Raw genomic sequence first — 18812 nt, 5'->3', positions numbered from 1 at the left:
AGCCCCGTGAACCTCCGTGATGACGCACGTGCCCTGTCCGACGACCTCGTACGGTTGCGCCGCTCGCTGCACCGCATCCCGGAGGCGGGACTCGAACTGCCCCGTACGCAGGAGACGGTGCTCGCCGAACTGGACGGGCTCCCGCTGGAGGTCAACACCGGTCGCCCTGGCCTGAGTTCGGTGACCGCGGTGTTGCGGGGCGGGCGGCCGGGGCCGGTCGTGCTGTTGCGCGGGGACATGGACGCGTTGCCGGTCGCCGAGCGCACCGGGTTGGACTTCGCCGCCGACAACGGGCGGATGCACGCCTGCGGCCACGATCTGCACACCACCATGCTCACCGGGGCGGCCCGGTTGCTCTCGGCCCACCGGGAGCAGCTGGCGGGCGACGTGTTGTTCATGTTCCAGCCCGGCGAGGAGGGCTTCGACGGGGCGCGGCACATGCTGGACGACGGGCTGCTGGACGCCGCGGGGCGGCGGCCGGTGGCGGCGTACGCGGTGCACGTGCTGTCGGCGGGGCTGGCCGGCGGGGTGTTCCGGGCCCGCGGCGGACCGGCGATGGCCGCGTCCAATGTGCTGCGGGTGACGGTGCGCGGGGAGGGCGGGCACGGTTCGATGCCGCACCGCGCCAAGGACCCGGTACAGGCGGCGTGTGCGATGGTGACCGCCCTCCAGGCGTGGATCACCCGTACCTTCGACGTCTTCGACCCGGTGATCCTCTCGGTGGGCACCTTCCACGCCGGCACCCAGCAGAACGTCATCCCGGAGACCGCGGTCTTCGAGGCGACCGTGCGCAGCTTCTCGGACGCCGCCCAGGCGCGGGTGAAGGACGGCACGGTGGAGGTGTGCCGGGGCATCGCGGCGGCGTACGGGGTGGGCGTGGACGCGGAGTTCGTCGAGACGTATCCGGTGACGGTCAACGACCACGCCGAGGTGGAGTTCGCGGCGGACACCATCCGTACGGCGCTGGGTGAGGAGCGGTTCGTGCCGCAGGCGCAGCCGTTGCAGGGCTCGGAGGACTTCTCCCGGGTGTTGGACGAGGTGCCCGGGGCGATGCTGTTCCTCGGTGCCCCGCCGGCCGGGGCCGATCCGGAACGGAGCGCCAACAACCACTCCCCGCTCGCCGCGTTCGACGACGCGGTGCTGGCGGACGGGGTCGCGGTGTACGCCGAGCTGGCGGCGCGGCGGCTGGGCGCGGCGTCCACACCGGCGTAAAAGCACGCGCCGGCGCCGCGGGCCGGCACTAGGGTCGGCGCCCATGCGGATTCTGGTATTGGGCGGCACCGCGTTCGTGGGCCGCGCCATCGTGGAGGACGCCCTGCGCACCGGGGCGGAGGTGACGCTGTTCGGCCGGGGAAGGACCGGGACGGACCTGTTCCCGGAAGTGCGGCGGCTGATCGGGGACCGGGACACCGGGGACTACGACGCGCTGCGGCACGGCAGTTGGGACGCGGTGGTGGACGTCAGCGGCTATGTGCCGCGGCACGTCGGCCAGGCGATGGACGCGCTGGGCGACCGGATCGGCCGGTACCTGTTCGTCTCCAGCCATGCGGTCTACCAGCGGGCGGGGGTGGGGCCGGGCTCCGACGAGGACACCCCGCGCCGGCCGCCGGTCCGGGACACCGAGGTGCTGACCGAGGAGACCTACGGGCCGTGCAAGGTGGCCTGTGAGGACGATGTGCTGGCCCGGTACGGCACGCGGGCGACGCTGGTGCGGCCGGGCAAGGTAGCCGGGCCGTACGACACCGCGGACAGCTTCACGTACTGGGTGCGCCGGGCCGCCCGCGGTGGACGGGTGGCGCTGCCCGGTGACCCCGGGCAGCCGGTGCAGATCGTCGACGTACGGGACCTGGCCCGTCTGGTGGTGCGGCTGCTGGCCGACGACCGGCCGGGGGCGTTCCATGCGGTGGGCCCGGCCGAGCCCGTCACACTGGGCGGGCTGATCGAGACCTGTGCGCGGGTGGCGGGCAGCGAGGTCGAGCTCGTACGGGTGCCGGACGACGACCTGCCGCCGTTCTTCCCGTTGGTGCGTCCGGACCGGGCGTCCCAGCAGCGCAGCCCGGCCCGGGCGCGGGCGGCGGGGATGCCCGCGACGCCGCTGGAGGTGACCGCGGCCGATGTGCTGGCCTGGGACCGGGCGCGGGGCGAGCCGCCGCTGGAGACGGGCTTCACGGCCGAGGAGGAGCGGGCCCGGCTGGCGCGGCGGGACGGCGTCTGAGCGGGTCCGCTACGGCCTCCGGGCGGGAAGGCGCCTGAGCGGGTCCTCTCGCCTCCGGGCGGGGTCGGCGGGGAGCGGGCCCGGCGACGGCCGTGCGGACCACTCGGGGACCGAGCGGACGAAGCGCAGCAAAACGGCACAGAGCGCCAGTCGGGGACGGGGCGGTTCCGATCCGCCTCCGACCCGGCCCCAGCCCGATCGCCGCCCGGCAGGCCCGCGCCCCACCCGAGGCCGTTCCACACCGTCTGAGCAGCGCTTCTCTCATATGTCGGCACCGCCTGAACGATCAACAGAGCGGCCGGTTAGCATATGAGCACCGCCTAGCTCGAAAGATAAGCCTGTGACTGTCAACGAGGACTCGTTCACGAACTGGAAAATCCGCGAGGAGATCGCGGAATCCATGATCCCGATCATCGGGAAGCTGCACCGCGAACAGGACGTCACGGTCCTGCTCCACAGCCGCTCCTTGGTGAACAAGTCGGTGGTCAGCATCTTGAAGACGCACCGGTTCGCCCGGCAGATCGCCGGTGCGGAGCTCTCGATCACCGAGACGCTGCCGTTCCTCCAGGCGCTCACCACGCTGGACCTCGGCCCGTCTCAGATCGACATCGCCATGCTCGCCGAGGCGTACCGCGCCGACGACCGGGGTCTGTCGGTGGCGGAGTTCACCGCCGAGGCCGTCGCCGGAGCCACCGGCGACCAGAAGATCGAGCGTCGCGAGGGCCGCGACGTGGTGCTCTACGGCTTCGGCCGGATCGGCCGGCTGGTCGCCCGGCTGCTGATCGAGAAGGCCGGGTCCGGCAACGGCCTGCGGCTGCGCGCCATCGTCGTCCGGCAGGGCGGTGAACAGGACATCGTCAAGCGCGCCTCGCTGCTGCGCCGCGACTCCATCCACGGCCAGTTCCAGGGCACCATCACCGTTGACGAGGCGAACAGCACGATCGTCGCCAACGGCAACGAGATCAAGGTGATCTACGCGAACGACCCGTCGGAGGTCGACTACACGGCGTACGGCATCAAGGACGCCATCCTCATCGACAACACCGGCAAGTGGCGCGACCGCGAGGGCCTGTCGAAGCACCTGCGCCCCGGCATCGACAAGGTCGTGCTGACCGCGCCGGGCAAGGGCGACGTCCCCAACATCGTGCACGGTGTCAACCACGACACCATCAAGCCGGACGAGCAGATCCTGTCCTGCGCGTCCTGCACCACCAACGCGATCGTCCCGCCGCTGAAGGCGATGGCGGACGAGTACGGCGTGCTCCGCGGCCACGTGGAGACCGTCCACTCGTTCACCAACGACCAGAACCTGCTGGACAATTACCACAAGGCCGACCGCCGCGGCCGCTCGGCGCCGCTCAACATGGTGATCACCGAGACCGGTGCCGCCTCGGCCGTCGCCAAGGCGCTGCCCGAGCTCAAGGCGCCGATCACCGGCAGCTCGATCCGCGTCCCGGTGCCGGACGTCTCGATCGCGATCCTCAGCCTGCGGCTCGGCCGGGAGACCACCCGCGAGGAGGTCCTGGACCACCTGCGCGACGTCTCGCTGAACTCGCCGCTCCAGCGCCAGATCGACTTCACCAGCGCCCCGGACGCGGTCTCCAGCGACTTCATCGGCTCGCGCAACGCCTCGATCGTCGACGCCGGCGCCACCAAGGTCGACGGCGACAACGCGATCCTCTACCTCTGGTACGACAACGAGTTCGGCTACTCGTGCCAGGTCATCCGGGTCGTCCAGCACGTCTCGGGGGTGGAGTACCCCACCTTCCCGGCCCCGGTGGTCTGACACCAGCGCACTTCGGTGGTCTGATCCCGGCACCCCGCCCGGTCCGTTTCCCGGCCGGCGGGTGGCAGTGGGCGGCAACCGCGCCTCATCGGCGCCCGGTTGCCCACACGCCACCCGCCGGCCGGCGGCGTCTTCGGGGCCCCGATGCCGGGCTCTGTCACCACCGCGGGGTGGGTGTGGGACTCGGTCTTAGAACTCTCTTAGACCCCGGGACTATCCAGTCCTCATGACCTTCAGCCATCCCATCACCCCCCAGGGCGACCGCCGTTACGGGCGGGGCGCCACCCGGGCGCTCGCCGCCTCGCTCGCCCTGGCCGCCACCGCCCTCTGTCTGACGGGGTGTGACAGCGCCGCCGCCGGCACCCTCGACGGCAACAAGCTCGCCCTGCCCGTCGACGGCGGCACCGCCGTCGTCGACACCGCCACCCTCGCGGTGCGCGCCCGGACCGACGACGGGCGCAGCCTGGTGCTGTCCGGGGCGGCGGCCGGCGGGCTCGGCACGCCGGGCCCGGTGACCCGCACCGCCGACGGGGCCCGCTGGAGCTACCCCGCCAAGGGGCTGACGGTGTCCGCCGGTTCGGAGCACGGGCGGCTGCGGATCCGGCTGCGGTCGGACCGTGACGGGTCGGTCAGCTGGCCGGTGACCGGCACCGACCGCGCGGCCTCGGCCGTGCAGGTGCCGCGCGGCGAGGGCCTGGACATCCCCGTCAAGGACACGTTCTGGAACTCGGCGGACGGCGGGCTGGCCGGCAGCACCGCGGACGTCGGCGGCGACCTGGCGCTGCCGCTGTGGGGCTACTCCCTGGACGGCGGGAACGGCGACGCGAACGGCGAGGGAGAGCGCGGCGGGAAGAGCGGCGCCGGGCGGGGGCACGGCGTCAGTTACCTCACCCCCACCGACATCGGCACCTCGCTGCGCTTCAGCTCCACCGGGGGCCGGCTGCGCACCACCGCCGCGCACGCCTTCGACGCCGGTGAGGGCACCCGTGACTACGAGGTCTCCTTCGCGCTGACCGACGGCGCCCCGGTCGCCCCCGCCACCGACTACCGCTCCTACCTCGCCCAGCGCGGCCAGCTCGGCAGCCTGCGCGAGAAGATCCGGAAGAACCCGGCCAACGCCAAGCTGCTGGGCGCCTTCCACGCCTATGTGTGGGGCGAGGCCGGCACCCCCGAGGGCGTGCAGAAGCTGCGTCGGCTCGGGGTGGACCGGATGTGGCTGGGCTACGACGCCGGGCCCAACCCGCCGGGCGCCGCGATGGTCACGGCGGCCAAGAAGGCCGGCTATCTGGTCGGCCCGTACGACACCTTCGCCAACGGGCAGGCCCCCAAGACCGCCGACAGCCCCACCTCGGTCTGGCCCGACCGGGTCTACCCCGACTTCTGTGTGCGCAAGGCGGACGGCACGCCGGTGACCGGGTTCGGCAACCGGGGCTGCTACCTCAGCTCCCGCGCGTTCGAGAAGGCCGAGCCGGACCACCACTACCTCGCCGACCGCACGGCCAAGATGGTCGCCAACGGTGCGGACAGCTACTTCCTCGACGTCGATGCGACCGGTGAGGAGTTCCGCGACCACGGCAAGGGCCATGAGATGACCAAGGCCGAGGACCGGGAGAACCGGCTGGCCCGGATGGGACGGCTGTCCCAGAAGCTCGTCCTCGGCTCGGAGGCCGCCCAGGCCTGGGCGAACAAGGCGGTGGCGTTCGACCACGGCTCGGGCACCCCGGTCGCCGACGGGCTGTGGAAGCTGGAGCGCGACAAGGAGACCTGGGGCGCCTTCTACCCGGAGAACGCCCCGAAGGTGTTCTTCAAGCCGGTGCAGCTGCCCGCCGCGCTGGCCACCGCGATGTACGACCCGAAGTACCGGGCACCGCTGTACGAGACCGCGCTGCACGGCTCGCTGGTCAACGCCGAGCGCTGGGAGCTGTCGTACGAGAAGCTGCCGGCGCAGAAGACCACCCGCGCGCTGCTGGCGATGCTCTACAACACCCCGCTGAACTACGTCCTCGACGGCCCGACGCTCGGCAAGAACGGCCCCGAACTCGCCGCGCTGCAGAAGTACTTCTCGCCGCTGCACAAGGCGGCCGGCACCGAGCAGCTGACGTCGTTCCGCCGGCTCACCGCCGACCGCACCGTCCAGCGCACCATCTTCGGCAACGGCACCCTCACCGTCACCGCCAACTTCGGCACCCGCGCGTACGACGGGCTGCCCGGCGGCTGTGTGGACGCCAAGCTGAGCACGGACCGGACGCCGCGCCGGCTGTGCCCGGCGCAGCTGGGGTAGCTGCCGCCCGGGCGGCGATCGGGGCCCGGACCGGCAGCGCAGCTGGGGTAGCTGCCGCCCGGGCCCCGGTTGCCGGTCAGGGCCTGTGTCCAAGACGCCGTTCTCAGAAGTTGTAGCAGACGTAGGCGCCCTCGGGCCCACGGGCGATCCGGTCCGAGCCCCAGCAGTGGAGCATCGGCGCAACGCGGTACAGGGCGGTGCCACCGGCCAGCAGGACGAGGACGGTGAGCCCCCCGGTCACGATCCGCATGGTCGTCATCCGCCGGACGAGCCACCAAGCCCCGGCGACCGCAAGCGCCCCCAGCACCAGCATGACGGCCGATATCGGGGCGGTGTTCTTCTGGATCCCGGGAAAGCTGTCCGGGTGCGTGGCCCGTTGGACGGCGGCGAAGGCGAAGAAGAACAGCAGCAGCCCCAGCAGCAACAGTCCGACGGAGCCGGCCCCGCGGCCGACGGCCCGGCCCCGGCTCCGCGGGCTTCCGGGCGCCTCGGCGGCGTCCGCGCGCACCAGCCGCCGGTCGAAGACCGCCCGCAGCCGGTCCACTTCCTCCGGGTCCGCCACGGCCCGCTTGGGCAGGACGACGAAGCCGACGGCGGACTTGTCGGCGCTGAGAAGCACGAACAGCTCCGGCGTCTCGACATAGCGCGAGTAGAGGTGCCAGTCGTGGCTGCCCGAGCTGTGCGCGGTGGTGAGCCGGACCCCGGTGTCGTCGACCGTCCCGCGGATGTCCCCCTGCCGTTCGGCGAGCAGGTGGAGGCGGCGCGCCTGCAACCACGGCATCGCCATCGTGAAGGCGACGGAGACCACCGCCCCCGCATACAGCGGCCACGGTGTGTCCCGGTGGCCGGAGCCGGCTGCCGACAGCAGGGCGCCGATGGCCATGACCGTCGCCGTCCAGATCAGCGCCCGGCGCTGAAAGCGTCCCGCCCCGGTGCTCCTCGCGCGTGCCCGCAGCCCGGACGCCAATTCGCCGACGGTCGGCCGGTAGGCCAACTCCACCGGTCTCTCGGCGACCGCGTCCGTCTCCCGGCCCTCGACCATGAGCCCTCCCTGGTTCAGTGTTCAACCGGATCGTAGAGGCTCTCTCAGCCGCTCCGTACCGGGGTCTGAACCGGTCCGGTCCGGGCCCCGGTTCAGTCGTCCGCCTCCAGGTACCGCAGCACCGCCAGCACCCGGCGGTGGTCGGTCTCCGAGGGCGGTAGGTCGAGCTTGGTGAAGATCCGGGCGATGTGCTTCTCCACCGCCCGCTCCGAGACGGTCAGGGCGGTGGCGATGGACTGATTGGTGCGGCCCTGGGCCATCAGGGACAGCACTTCCCGCTCGCGCGGGGTGAGCGCGTCCAGGGCCCTGCTGCGGCGGCTCGCGACGAACAACCGGGACACCACGTCGGGGTCGAGCGCGGTGCCGCCGGCCGCGACCCGTTCCAGGGCGCCCACGAACTCCCCGATGTCCACCACCCGTTCCTTCAGCAGGTAGCCGACGCCCGCGAAGCCCGCGCCGAACAGCCGATCGGCGTAGGCGGTCTCGACGTACTGGGAGAAGATCAGCACCCCGGTGTCCGGGTGGTCGCGGCGGAGCGCCACCGCGGCTCGCAACCCCTCGTCCGTGTGGTCGGGCGGCAGGCGGATGTCGACCACCGCGGCGTCCGGCCGGTGCTCGGCGACGGCGGCGCACAGTGCCTCGGCGTCCGTCACGGCCGCCGCGACCTGCACCCCGCGCAGCTCCAGGAGTTGCACCAGGCCCTCGCGCAGGATCGCGGAGTCCTCGGCGATGACGACACGCATGGTGGCCTGCCTCTAACGGTGTGGGGGGCGGGAGGGCGCCGGACGCGTCGGATACGGCAACCGGACGGCGACCACGGTAGGCCCTCCGTCGGGGCTGTCGCAGGTCAGCGTGCCGTCGACGGTACGGATCCGGCCGAGCAGCCCGGTCAGTCCGCTGCCCGCGCCGACCACCGCGCCCCCCTGTCCGTCGTCCCGTACGGACAGCGCCAGGGCGGTGCCGTCGGCGGGGTCGTGCGCGGTGCGCACCTCCACCGTGACCCGTGCCGCGCCGCTGTGTTTGACGGCGTTGGCGAGGAGTTCGGCGGCGCAGAAGTAGGCGATGGACTCCAGGGCGGGGGTGGGGCGCGGGGCGATCTCGGTGCGGACGGTGACCGGCAGCGGGACGTCCGCGGCCAGGCCCGCTAGGGCGGTCGCCAGGCCCTGGTCCAGGACGGGCGGGTGGATGCCGCGGACGAGGTGCCGCAGGTCGGCGACGGCCTGGGTGGCGTTGCCCTGCGCGGTCTCCACCACCGCCAGCAGCCGGTCCCGGTCGGCGCCCTGGGTGAGGAGTTCACGGATGAGGGTGAGGTGCATGCCGAGGCCTACCAGGCGGGCCTGGGTGCCGTCGTGCAGATCGCGTTCGATCCGGCGGAGGGTGGCCGCGGCGTCGTCGACGGCGTGCGCGCGGGTCTCCTCCAGGGTGCGGATCCGGGCGTCCGCGGCGGTCGGGCCGAGCAGCCGGCGCAGCAGCAGCCGGTGCGGTGCGCCGGCCCCACGGACCAGCCGGGGCGCGAGCAGCACCAGCAGCACCCCGACGGCGACCACCACCGTCCAGCGCGGCCAGCTGTCGAACTCCACTCCGTGGATCTGTATGCCGATGTGCCGCTCGGTGCCGTCCGGGCCGCGCACGGTGGTGTAGTTCCAGTGCCGCAGCACGGGGTGGGTGAGCGCCAGCAGGCCGTAGACATAGCCGACGAGGACGGTGACCAGCGGCAGCAGGGCGGTCAGCGGGGCGAGCAGCGCGGCGGCGACCGCCCGCCAGCCGGCCGGGTCGCCGAGCACCGCCCGTCGCCAACCGAACACCCCGGGCTCCGCGCGGCGCTCCGCCGGCTCGATCCCCTCTCCCAACAGGCTGCGTACGAGGGCGCGTTGGAGGTCACCCAGGCCCAGGGCGCCGCGTACGGTCAGCGCCAGCAGCCAGGGCCCCAGCGCCGTCCAGGACAGCACCGCGCCCAGCGCCAGCCCCACCGGCACCAGCACCAGCCCGGTCAGCGCCAGCGGCGCGGCGAGCAGCGCGTGCAGCACCGCGGCGAGGGCGCGGGGCGTGAAGGGGGTGGCCAGCACCGCGGATAAGCGGCGGGCGGGGTGTGTACGGGGCATGGGGCCACGGTAGAACCTCGGTGCGCCTCACACGGCCGGCGGCGGCGCACTGAGGGCAGCGTTCCGCCCGGGAAACAGTGCAGATGCCGGCGGGTAACAGCCGGGCCGCACGCTGGCGGCCATGACCACCACACACCCGCACCCCGACGCCGCACCGGGCACCACCCCGACCCTCGTCCTGATAGGCCACGGCATGGTCGGCCAGCGCTTCCTGGAGGAGCTGGCCGACCGCGGGGTCACCGGGCGGGCACGGGTGGTCGTGCTGTGCGAAGAGCCCCGGCCGGCCTACGACCGGGTCCAGCTGACCTCGTACTTCGCCGGGCGGACGCCGGACGAACTCAGCCTGGTCGACCCGGACTTCCTGGCCCGGCACGGCATCGAGCTGCACCTCGGCGACCCGGCCACCGCCGTCGACCGCACCGCCCGCACGGTCACCGCCCGCTCCGGGCTGACCGTCCGCTACGACGCACTGGTGCTGGCCACCGGCTCGTACCCGTTCGTGCCGCCGGTGCCCGGCAAGGACAGCGCGGGCTGCTTCGTCTACCGCACCGTCGAGGACCTGCTGGCCATCGAGGAGTACGCCGGGACCGCCCGCACGGGCGTGGTGGTCGGCGGCGGGCTGCTCGGGCTGGAGGCGGCCGGTGCACTCAAGGGGCTCGGACTGCGCACCCACATCGTGGAGTTCGCGCCCCGGCTGATGGCGCTCCAGGTCGACGAGGGCGGCGGCCGGGCGCTGCGCCGCACGGTCGAGGGGATGGGCCTGGCGGTGCACACCGGCGTCGGCGGCCAGGAGATCGTGGCGGACGCGTCCGGCGCGGTGACCGCCATGGGGCTGTCCGACGGCTCCCGCATCGAGACCGATCTGGTCGTCTTCTCCGCCGGGGTCCGCCCGCGCGACCAGCTGGCCCGGGACTGCGGGCTGCCGGTGGGCGAGCGCGGCGGCATCGTCGTCGATGCGCAGTGCCGCACCGAGGACCCCGCGGTGTACGCGATCGGCGAGTGCGCGCTGGCCGCCGACGGCCGGGTCTACGGGCTGGTCGGACCCGGCTACGACATGGCTCGGGTGGCCGCCGGCGAGCTGGCCGCCCGGCTCGGCGGGGACGGCGGCGGGACGGCGGACGGCTTCACCGGCGCCGACCTGTCCACCAAGCTGAAGCTGCTCGGGGTGGACGTCGCCTCGTTCGGCGATGCGCAGGGCACCACCGAGGGCTGCCTGGACGTGGTGTACTGCGACGCCCGCGGCGGGGTCTACAAGAAGCTGGTGGTCGGCGCCTCCGGCGAGCTGCTGGGCGGGGTGCTGGTCGGCGACGCCGAGGCGTACGGCATGCTGCGGCCGCTGTGCGGCACCGTGCCGCCGGTGCCGCCCGAGCAGTTGGTGCTGCCCGCCGGCGCGGGCGCGCCCGCCGCGCTCGGCCCGGAGGCGCTGCCCGGCGATGCGGTGATCTGTAGCTGCCACAACGTCACCAAGGAGGCCATCCAGGCCTGCGGGACGCTGCCCGAGGTCAAGCAGTGCACCAAGGCCGGTACGGGGTGCGGCAGTTGCGTCAAGCTGATCGGCCGGCTGCTGCCGGACAGCGGCGATCCGAGCCTGTGCGGCTGCTTCCCGCACACCCGCGCCGAGCTGTACGAGATCGTCCGGGTCCGCCGGATCGGGTCCTACGCCGAGCTGCTCGACGCGCACGGCCGCGAGGAGGCGCGCGGTGGGGAGGGCTGCGAGATCTGCAAGCCGGCGATCGGGTCGGTGATCGCCTCGCTCGCACCGTCGGTCGGCGCCGACGGCTATGTCCTGCACGGTGAGCAGGCGGCGCTCCAGGACACCAACGACCACTTCCTCGCCAACCTCCAGCGGAACGGCTCCTATTCGATCGTCCCGCGCATCCCGGGCGGCGAGATCACCCCGGAGAAGCTGATCGTCATCGGCGAGGTGGCCCGGGACTTCGGCCTCTACACCAAGATCACCGGCGGTCAGCGGATCGACCTGTTCGGCGCCCGGGTCGACCAACTGCCGCTCATCTGGACGCGGTTGGTGGACGCCGGCTTCGAGTCGGGGCATGCGTACGGCAAGGCGCTGCGCACCGTGAAGTCGTGCGTGGGCGAGACCTGGTGCCGCTACGGCGTACAGGACTCGGTCCGGATGGCGATCGACCTGGAGCTGCGCTACCGGGGGCTGCGGGCGCCGCACAAATTGAAGTCCGCGGTGTCCGGGTGCGCGCGGGAGTGCGCGGAGGCCCAGTCCAAGGACTTCGGCGTGATCGCCACGGCGAACGGCTGGAACCTCTACGTCGGCGGCAACGGCGGCGCCACCCCGCGGCACGCGGACCTGCTCGCCCAGGACCTGAGCGACGCCGAGCTGATCCGCCTGATCGACCGCTTCCTGATGTTCTACATCCGCACCGCCGACCGGCTGGAGCGCACCGCGGCGTGGTTGGAGCGGATCGAGGGCGGCCTGGACCACGTACGGGACGTCGTGGTGCACGACTCCCTCGGCCTGTGCGCGGAGCTGGAGGCGCTGATGGCCGCCCATGTCACCCACTACCGAGACGAGTGGGCCGAGACGCTCGCCGACCCCGAACGGCTGGCCCGCTTCGTGTCCTTCGTCAACGCGCCCGACGCCCCGGACCCGTCCGTCCGCTTCGTGGCGGAGCGGGACCAGGTCAAGCCGGACCTGACCCTGCTGGCCGGGCCGACCCTGCCCGTTCGCACCCTGGAAGGGACCTCTGCCTGATGACCACCGCCACTGCCCCCGCCCCGTCCCCGAGTGCCGCCCCGGTGACGGCCACCGCCGCCACCACCATCGAGATCCGCTGCCCCAGCGGCGACTGGCTCGCGGTCTGCACCCGGGACGCCCTCACACCGGGCCGCGGCGTCGCCGCCCTCCTCCCGGACGGCAGCCAGGCCGCGCTGTTCCTCGACCGGGCCGGCCGGATCCACGCCATCGGCAACCGCGACCCGTTCACCGGCGCCCAGGTCCTCTCGCGGGGCCTGACCGGCTCGGCACAGGGCCGCCCGTTCGTGGCGTCACCGCTGCTCAAGCAGCGCTTCGACCTGACGACCGGGGCGTGCCTGGACGATCCGGAGGCGTCGGTGCCGGCGTACCGCGTCCGGATCCGGGGCGCGGAGGGCGACGGCTGAGCGCCCCTCCCCCGCAATGCGCAACCCATGGGTTGCACCTCCAGACCCCACGTGCAACCATTGGGTAGCACGTAAGGGGAAACACCGGGCACGGTTCAGTAGGAGGCACCCCATGAGCACCCACAGCAACGACAGCGGCACCGGAGCCGGCACGGACGCGGGCACCGGCGTGGGTGCGGGCACCGGCGGCGGCCGGAACCGCATCGAGCGGGAGATCAGCATCGACGCGCCCGTGGAACGGGTCTGGGCGGTGCTGACCGAACCCGAGCACGTCGGCTCGTGGTTCGGACAGGGCGAGCCCACGCCGGTCGACCTGCGGCCGGGCGGCATCATGCAGCTCGACCACGGGGAGTACGGCCGGTTCCCGACCACGATCGTGAAGGTGGACCCGCCGCACCACTTCTCGTACCGCTGGGCCAGCGGCTACCCGGGCGAGGTGGCGGTCGAGGGCAACTCCACCCTGGTCGAGTTCACCCTCACCCCGGAGGGCGGGGGCACCCGGCTGCGCGTCGTGGAGACCGGCTTCGAGGAGATCGTGATCCCCGAGGAGCGGATGCCCACCGCCGGCTACGAGAGCCACTCGGCCGGTTGGTCCGGCCAGGCGGAGAACATCAAGCAGTACGCGGAGCGGCTCGCGGCATGACCAGGGACGAAGGGGCGGGCACGGGGGCAGCCGCGGACGCGGGCCGGGGCGCCGCGGCGCGGGGCGGGGCCGCCGGGGCGGAGCGGGGCCGCGACCGGGGCGCGGGGACGGAGCCGGGCCGGGACCCTGGGGCCGCCAGGGAGCGGCGCCAGGACCCCGGCGCCGGGGCGGAGTCGGGCCGGGACCGGGGTGCCGCCAGGGCACGGCGCCAGGACCCCGGCGCCGGGGCGGAGCCGGGCCGGGACCGGGGTGCCGCCAGGGCACGGCGCCAGGACCCCGGCGCCGGGACGGAGTCGGGCCGGGACCGGGGTGCCGGGGCGGGCGACGGCGTCGGCCCCGGGCCCGGCTCGGACGCCGTCGCGGCGGTGTTCGCCGCGCTGGCGGACCCGACCCGACGGCGGATACTCGACGCCCTCGCCGCCCACGGCGAGGCGACCGCCACGGCCCTGGCCGCCGAACTCCCGGTCAGCCGCCAGGCCATCGTCAAACACCTCGGCGTCCTGGACCGGGCCGGTCTGGTCGCCGGCCACCGGGAGGGCCGGGAGGCGCGCTACCGGGTCATACCGGAGCGGCTGGGGGTCACCGCCCGGTGGATGGACCGGGTGGCCGCTGCCTGGGACACCCGGCTGTCGGCCATCAAGCGCCTCGCCGAAGGGGAGTGATCGGGCCGCTCAGACGGGTCGGGCCGACGGCCCGGGCTGGCTGCGGCCGACGGCCCGGCACGTACCGCGGACGCCGCCCCGCTGCCTCCCGCCCCTCCCCTCCTCCACCCGCCCGTCAAGATCCCGTGAAGAACGGCCGTGCGCACGCCAAGGGCTCGCCAAGGACCGCAGACGGCGCCCGCCGCGCCGCGCACGCTGGGCTGGTCCAGCACACCGCCGGACCTGCCCTCCTCCCGCACCGGGCCGGTCCGGCGCAGCGCCACCGCGCCGTACGGAGGTACGACGACATGTCGACGGTGTCCCAGCCCGAAGGCCGGCCCGAGGAACCGCCGGATACCGCCGCCGGCGCGGTCACCGTCCGGCCCGACGCCCCCGTTCGCCACACCGGCACCGACGCCGACACCGGTACCAGCACCGGCACCGGCACCGGCGCTGCGACCGCGGTGGCCGGTCCGGACGCCGGGCCCGACGGCGCCCCGGCCCCCGACCCGGACGCCCGCCACCGGCTCACCGCACTGCAGGGCCTGGCCGCGCTCTCCCTGGACGCCATGGCCTCGGTCGCGTACGGCCCCGAGTCGATCGTGCTGGTCCTGGCCGCGGCCGGCAGCTACGGCCTCGGCTTCACCCTCCCCGTGACGCTCGCGATCGCCGCGCTGCTCGCCGTGCTGGTCGCCTCGTACCGCCAGGTGATCGCCGCCTTCCCCAACGGGGGCGGCTCGTACGCGGTGGCCCGGACGCACCTCGGGCGGCGCACCGCCCTGACCGCCGCGGCCTCGCTCATCCTCGACTACGTCCTGAACGTCGCGGTATCGGTGACCGCGGGCGTGGCGGCGCTGACCTCCGCCTTCCCCGCCCTCTACGGGGACCGCGTGGTGATCTGCCTGGCGGTCCTGGTGCTGATCACCGGCATCAACCTGCGGGGAATCGTCGACTCGGCACGGGCGTTCCTCGTCCCCACCGCGGTCTTCATCGGCTCCGTCCTGGCGATGATCGCCGTCGGGCTCTTCCGCGACGCCCCCGCCTCCACCGTCACCGCCGACGGTCACCTCTCGGTCCTCGCCCAGAACGCCACCGCCGTCGGGGCGTTGCTGCTGCTCAAGGCGTTCGCGTCCGGCTGCTCGGCGCTGACCGGCGTCGAGGCGGTCGCCAACGCGGTGCCGTCCTTCCGGGCGCCGGCCGCGCGGCGCGCCCAACGGACCGAGGTGGCGCTCGGCGCCCTGCTCGGCGTGATGCTGATCGGGCTGTCCGTCCTGATCGGCCGCTTCCACCTGCAGCCGGTCGCGGGCGTCACCGTCCTCGCCCAGCTCGCGGACGCCTCGCTCGGCCACAACTGGGCCTTCTACGTCGTCCAGTTCGCCACCATGGTGCTGCTCGCGCTGGCCGCGAACACCTCCTTCGGCGGGCTGCCCGTCCTGATGGGCCTGCTGGCCCGGGACAACCACCTGCCGCACGTCTTCGGCCTGAAGGCGGACCGGCAGGTGCACCGCCACGGCGTGCTGGCGCTGGCCGCCGTCGCCGCCGCCCTCCTGGTGTTCTCCGGCGGCGACGTCAACACCCTCGTTCCGCTCTTCGCCATCGGCGTCTTCGTCGGCTTCACGATCTGCCAGGTCGGCATGGTCCGGCACTGGCGGCTGGCGCGCTCCGCCGGCTGGCGCGGCAAGATGCTGCTGAACGGCTTCGGCGCGCTGCTCACCGGCGTCTCGGCCGTCGTCGTCACCGCCACCAAGTTCACCGAGGGCGCCTGGCTCATCGTCATCGCGCTGCCCCTGCTGGTCCTCACCTTCGAGGCCGTGCACCGCGCCTACGCCCGGATCGGCGCCGGGCTGGACCTGGGCCGGGTGCCCGAGGCCCCGCGCCGCGCCCCCTCCCTCGTCGTCGTCCCGGTCTCCCACCTGTCCCGGCTGACCTGCGAGGCACTGAACGCGGCGGTATCGCTGGGCGACGAGGTGGTGGCGGTCACCGTCACCTACGACGACCCCGAGGACCGCCCGGCCGCCGAGGCCCTGCGCCGCGACTGGGAGCTGTGGAACCCGGGCGTGGAACTCCTCGAACTGCCCTCCACCACCCGCTCCCTGGGCCGCCCGCTCGCCGCCTACGTCGGCGACCTGACGATCCGTCGACCCGGCACCCGGATCACCGTGCTCATCCCGGAGGCCGAACCCGCCCACCTGTGGCAGCGCCTCCTCCAGAACCAGCGCGGCGCGGTGGTCGCCCATGCCATCCGCCGCGACACGGACGCGGTCATCTGCCGGCTGCGCTTCCGACTGGGGGCGGGGGCGGGGGCAGGGCGGTGAGCACCGCCCGGGCAGCGGGGACGGCCTGGTGGTGAGCCCGGCAGGGTGGTGAGCCCGGCCTGGTGGTCAGCTCGACTTGGTGGTCAGCCCGGCCCGAGTGGAGCGGTGGCCTGGGGTCCGGTCCGGTCCGGTCCGGTCCGGTCGGGTCCGGTCGGGTCCGGTCGGTGGGGTCCGGGCCGGTGGACGGCCCGGGATGGGGCCTGCGGCGCCTACGGCCGATCGCCGGTGGTGGCCTCTACCGTGACGCCATGAGCTCCCCCAAGAACTCCGGAACGGGCCGCGGAACGCACTCCGGATCGCCCTCCGCCATGGACTACGACGGCCACTGCGCCGAGATCGTCACCCAGGCGGGCCTGCTCGCGACCGCCCTGCGCGCGGAGGGCACCGATCTGACGGCCACCGTCCCGTCCTGCCCCGACTGGAACCTCGCCCAGTTGGTCCGGCATCTGGGCGCGGCGCACCGCTGGGTCGAGGAGATCGTCCGGACCCGGGCCACCGAGCCCCCGCCGGACACCGCGCTGCGGGTCCTCCCCCGCGACCCGACCGAGGCCCCGTCCGCCCTCGCCGACCGGCTCACCGAGGGCGCCGGACTCCTCGCCGGCGCCCTCCTCGCCGCCGGCCCGGACGCCTCGATCTGGACCCCGCTCCCCTCCGGGAGCCCCCGCTTCTTCGCCCGCCGTATGTGCCACGAGACCGTCATCCACCGGGCCGATGCCACCCTCGCCCTGCACACCGACTTCTCCGTCCCGGAGCCGGTCGCCGTCGACGCCCTCGACGAGTGGATGGAACTGGGCTCGCTCCCCGAGATGTTCGACTACCACCCCGACCGGCGCGCGCTCCTCGGTCCCGGCCGCACCCTCCACTTCCATGCCACGGACACCCCGCCGGAGGCGCGCGCCGACTGGCTCGTCGACCTCACCGGCGACGCGCTGGCCTGGCGCCGCGCCCAGGAGCCGGCCGCCGTCTCGGTCAGCGCCCCGCTCACCGAGCTGCTCCTGCTGATCTACGGCCGCCGCTCCTCCGACACCGCCCCCGTCGAGATCACCGGCGATACCGAACTGCTGGAGTTCTGGCTGGCCCTGGTCAACTTCGAGTGAGCACCGAACGAGCACCGAACTGAACCATTCCGGCCACCGCAGCGTGCGTTAGGTTGACACCACCGACAGAAGCAGTGCCGAAGGAGACAGCGTCATGGCGGATGCCAACCACAGTGGCCACAGCCCGGCCGTACCGCCCACGCCTCCCCCGCCTCCGCTGCCGCCCACGCCTCCCCCGCCGCAGGTCGGGCCGGCAGAGGGCGCACCCCGACCCGTCCCCACGAGCGCGGACGAGGCCCTGGAGATCGGCCGGCAGCACTTCCCCGAAGCCGGGTCGCCCGGCGGCCCCACCAGCCTGTTCGTGCACGAATTCGACACCGGCTACCTGGTGTACGCGGGCTGGCCGGCGCCCGAGGACCCCACCGCCCCGCCGGCCTCACCCGGCGGAAGCAACGTCGCCATTTCCAAGATCAACGGCGATGTGACCCCGCTGCCCAACTTCCCGCCCGAAGAGGCCGTGGACGTCTACCACCGCTTCTACCGCCCGAGCGACGCAGGCACCCCGAATCAGCCAGGCGTCTGAACCCGCTTCCGCTTCTCCGGGCGCCTTGGAACAGCCCCGATGGCTCCCGAGCAGCCCCCGAAGGCTCCCGCGCGCTCACCGCACGAGCGCCGAAGGAGCTGCTCGGAAGGGCCGTCCGGGTGGCCGCGGACCGGCCTCCAAGCCGCCACTGCGCCTCTGTTGAGCGGCCGTCGGGCGACCACTGGGCGATCGTCGAACGGGCGCCGAGCGGGTGCCGAGCGGCCCGCGGGACCGAGGGGCCGCGTAGCACCCGGTGCCCGGGCGCACTTTCCCCTGCCGATGACGCCTGGTGGGCCCTCACCAGCTCCCGCTAAGCTTTGGCTTGAAAAGCTCATTGGCTGACCATTGCGATCGTGGGGGACGTTGTGGCTGGTGCAGGCGGATTCCAGACAGATGTGGAGTCCCTCAAGTCCGAGGGTACGAACTTCACCAAGCTCGGCGAGGACTTCTCGCAATCGGTGTCCCGCCTGATGAACGGCCTCAGCGCGCTCGGCGCGGGGCCGCCGGCCAATGGGCAGCAGGGGCCGCAGCCGGCGCAGAAGTCGTTCGGCGAGCAGTTCTGGAGCGGCCTGACGTCGTTCGCGAGCAAGGACGGCGCCCCGCCGTGGGGGGACGACGACATCGGCGAGAAGTTCGGCGTCGCCTACGAGGGCCTACGGGACGGCATGTACGAGTCCATGGGGCACCTCTCCGCGAAGCTCCAGGAAATCGGTAAGGCGCTGTCCGATATGTCAAAGAATCATGCCGAGAATGAGGACTTCAACGACGCGCTGATCAAGCAGCACGTCGACAACAAGCAGGCCTGGTCGGATCCCACCCAGGACCCCAACGTCCACGCCTCGCTGAAGCCCGTTCACTGACGTCCGCGGTCAGCGGCGCAGCCGCGCACCGCCGCCGCTGACCACCGACACCGTTGTTCACCCACAACGGCGTTCACCACACCGTCGTTCACCAACACTGCAGTACGCCGACCTCGCAGTACGCGGGCACCGCAGTACGCCGGCACCGCACAGTGCGCCGACGCTTCGTCGCGCT

At 73.4% G+C, this 18812-nt stretch carries 15 protein-coding genes; 12 read left to right on the top strand and 3 right to left on the bottom strand.

Translation table 11 applies throughout. From position 1 onward, the window contains the following. The first annotated feature begins 6 nt into the window (after nucleotides 1–6). From AB0G84_RS01575 to AB0G84_RS01560, 4 genes are all read left to right on the top strand, one after another. On the top strand, nucleotides 7–1212 hold the full coding sequence (locus AB0G84_RS01575) for a M20 family metallopeptidase (protein ID WP_361313875.1): 1206 nt from the start codon (nucleotides 7–9) through the stop codon (nucleotides 1210–1212). Nucleotides 1213–1255: 43 nt separating this feature from the next. Then, nucleotides 1256–2215, top strand: coding sequence for an NAD-dependent epimerase/dehydratase family protein (locus AB0G84_RS01570; protein WP_361313873.1), 960 nt, complete (start codon nucleotides 1256–1258; stop codon nucleotides 2213–2215). 340 nt (nucleotides 2216–2555) lie between these two features. Next, on the top strand, nucleotides 2556–4001 hold the full coding sequence (locus AB0G84_RS01565; protein WP_361313870.1) for a glyceraldehyde-3-phosphate dehydrogenase: 1446 nt from the start codon (nucleotides 2556–2558) through the stop codon (nucleotides 3999–4001). Between the two features lie 226 nt (nucleotides 4002–4227). Continuing rightward, nucleotides 4228–6282: a glycoside hydrolase gene (locus AB0G84_RS01560; RefSeq protein ID WP_361313868.1), complete on the top strand. Its 2055-nt coding sequence runs from the start codon at nucleotides 4228–4230 to the stop codon at nucleotides 6280–6282. Between the two features lie 103 nt (nucleotides 6283–6385). Here AB0G84_RS01560 and AB0G84_RS01555 read toward each other — a convergent pair whose 3' ends face one another. The 3 genes from AB0G84_RS01555 to AB0G84_RS01545 all read right to left on the bottom strand — a co-directional run bounded on the left by AB0G84_RS01555 (nucleotide 6386) and on the right by AB0G84_RS01545 (nucleotide 9390). Next, nucleotides 6386–7324, bottom strand: coding sequence for a YcxB family protein (locus tag AB0G84_RS01555; protein WP_361313866.1), 939 nt, complete (start codon nucleotides 7322–7324; stop codon nucleotides 6386–6388). Between the two features lie 92 nt (nucleotides 7325–7416). Next, on the bottom strand, nucleotides 7417–8067 hold the full coding sequence (locus AB0G84_RS01550; RefSeq protein ID WP_361313863.1) for a response regulator transcription factor: 651 nt from the start codon (nucleotides 8065–8067) through the stop codon (nucleotides 7417–7419). 12 nt (nucleotides 8068–8079) lie between these two features. Then, on the bottom strand, nucleotides 8080–9390 hold the full coding sequence (locus AB0G84_RS01545) for a sensor domain-containing protein (RefSeq protein WP_361313860.1): 1311 nt from the start codon (nucleotides 9388–9390) through the stop codon (nucleotides 8080–8082). Nucleotides 9391–9547: 157 nt separating this feature from the next. Here AB0G84_RS01545 and nirB point away from each other — a divergent pair, with 157 nt between their 5' ends. The 8 genes from nirB (at nucleotide 9548) to AB0G84_RS01505 (ending at nucleotide 18637) form a co-directional block, all read left to right on the top strand. After that, a complete protein-coding gene (nirB, locus tag AB0G84_RS01540; protein WP_361313857.1) occupies nucleotides 9548–12151 on the top strand; it encodes a nitrite reductase large subunit NirB in 2604 nt (867 codons plus the stop codon). Continuing rightward, on the top strand, nucleotides 12151–12558 hold the full coding sequence (gene nirD / locus AB0G84_RS01535; protein ID WP_361313854.1) for a nitrite reductase small subunit NirD: 408 nt from the start codon (nucleotides 12151–12153) through the stop codon (nucleotides 12556–12558). Before nirB ends, nirD begins: the two co-directional genes overlap by 1 nt. Nucleotides 12559–12670: 112 nt before the next feature. Beyond that, nucleotides 12671–13201 (top strand): SRPBCC family protein, encoded by a 531-nt coding sequence (locus tag AB0G84_RS01530; RefSeq protein ID WP_361313852.1) that lies wholly within the window; start codon nucleotides 12671–12673, stop codon nucleotides 13199–13201. 365 nt (nucleotides 13202–13566) lie between these two features. Next, nucleotides 13567–13863, top strand: coding sequence for a metalloregulator ArsR/SmtB family transcription factor (locus tag AB0G84_RS01525; RefSeq protein ID WP_361315065.1), 297 nt, complete (start codon nucleotides 13567–13569; stop codon nucleotides 13861–13863). 287 nt (nucleotides 13864–14150) lie between these two features. Continuing rightward, nucleotides 14151–16157, top strand: a complete 2007-nt coding sequence (locus AB0G84_RS01520) for an APC family permease (RefSeq protein ID WP_361315062.1) — start codon at nucleotides 14151–14153, stop codon at nucleotides 16155–16157. Nucleotides 16158–16405: 248 nt separating this feature from the next. After that, a complete protein-coding gene (locus tag AB0G84_RS01515) occupies nucleotides 16406–17254 on the top strand; it encodes a maleylpyruvate isomerase family mycothiol-dependent enzyme (RefSeq protein WP_361313850.1) in 849 nt (282 codons plus the stop codon). 94 nt (nucleotides 17255–17348) lie between these two features. After that, complete coding sequence (locus AB0G84_RS01510; RefSeq protein WP_361313848.1) at nucleotides 17349–17777, top strand: hypothetical protein; 429 nt, start codon at nucleotides 17349–17351, stop codon at nucleotides 17775–17777. A gap of 395 nt (nucleotides 17778–18172) precedes the next feature. After that, nucleotides 18173–18637: a hypothetical protein gene (locus AB0G84_RS01505; protein ID WP_361315059.1), complete on the top strand. Its 465-nt coding sequence runs from the start codon at nucleotides 18173–18175 to the stop codon at nucleotides 18635–18637. Nucleotides 18638–18812 lie beyond the last annotated feature (175 nt).

The sequence above is a fragment of the Streptomyces sp. NPDC020742 genome, from assembly GCF_040641675.1.
GTDB lineage: Bacteria > Actinomycetota > Actinomycetes > Streptomycetales > Streptomycetaceae > Streptomyces.
This window is presented reverse-complemented; position numbering and strand designations above follow the sequence as displayed.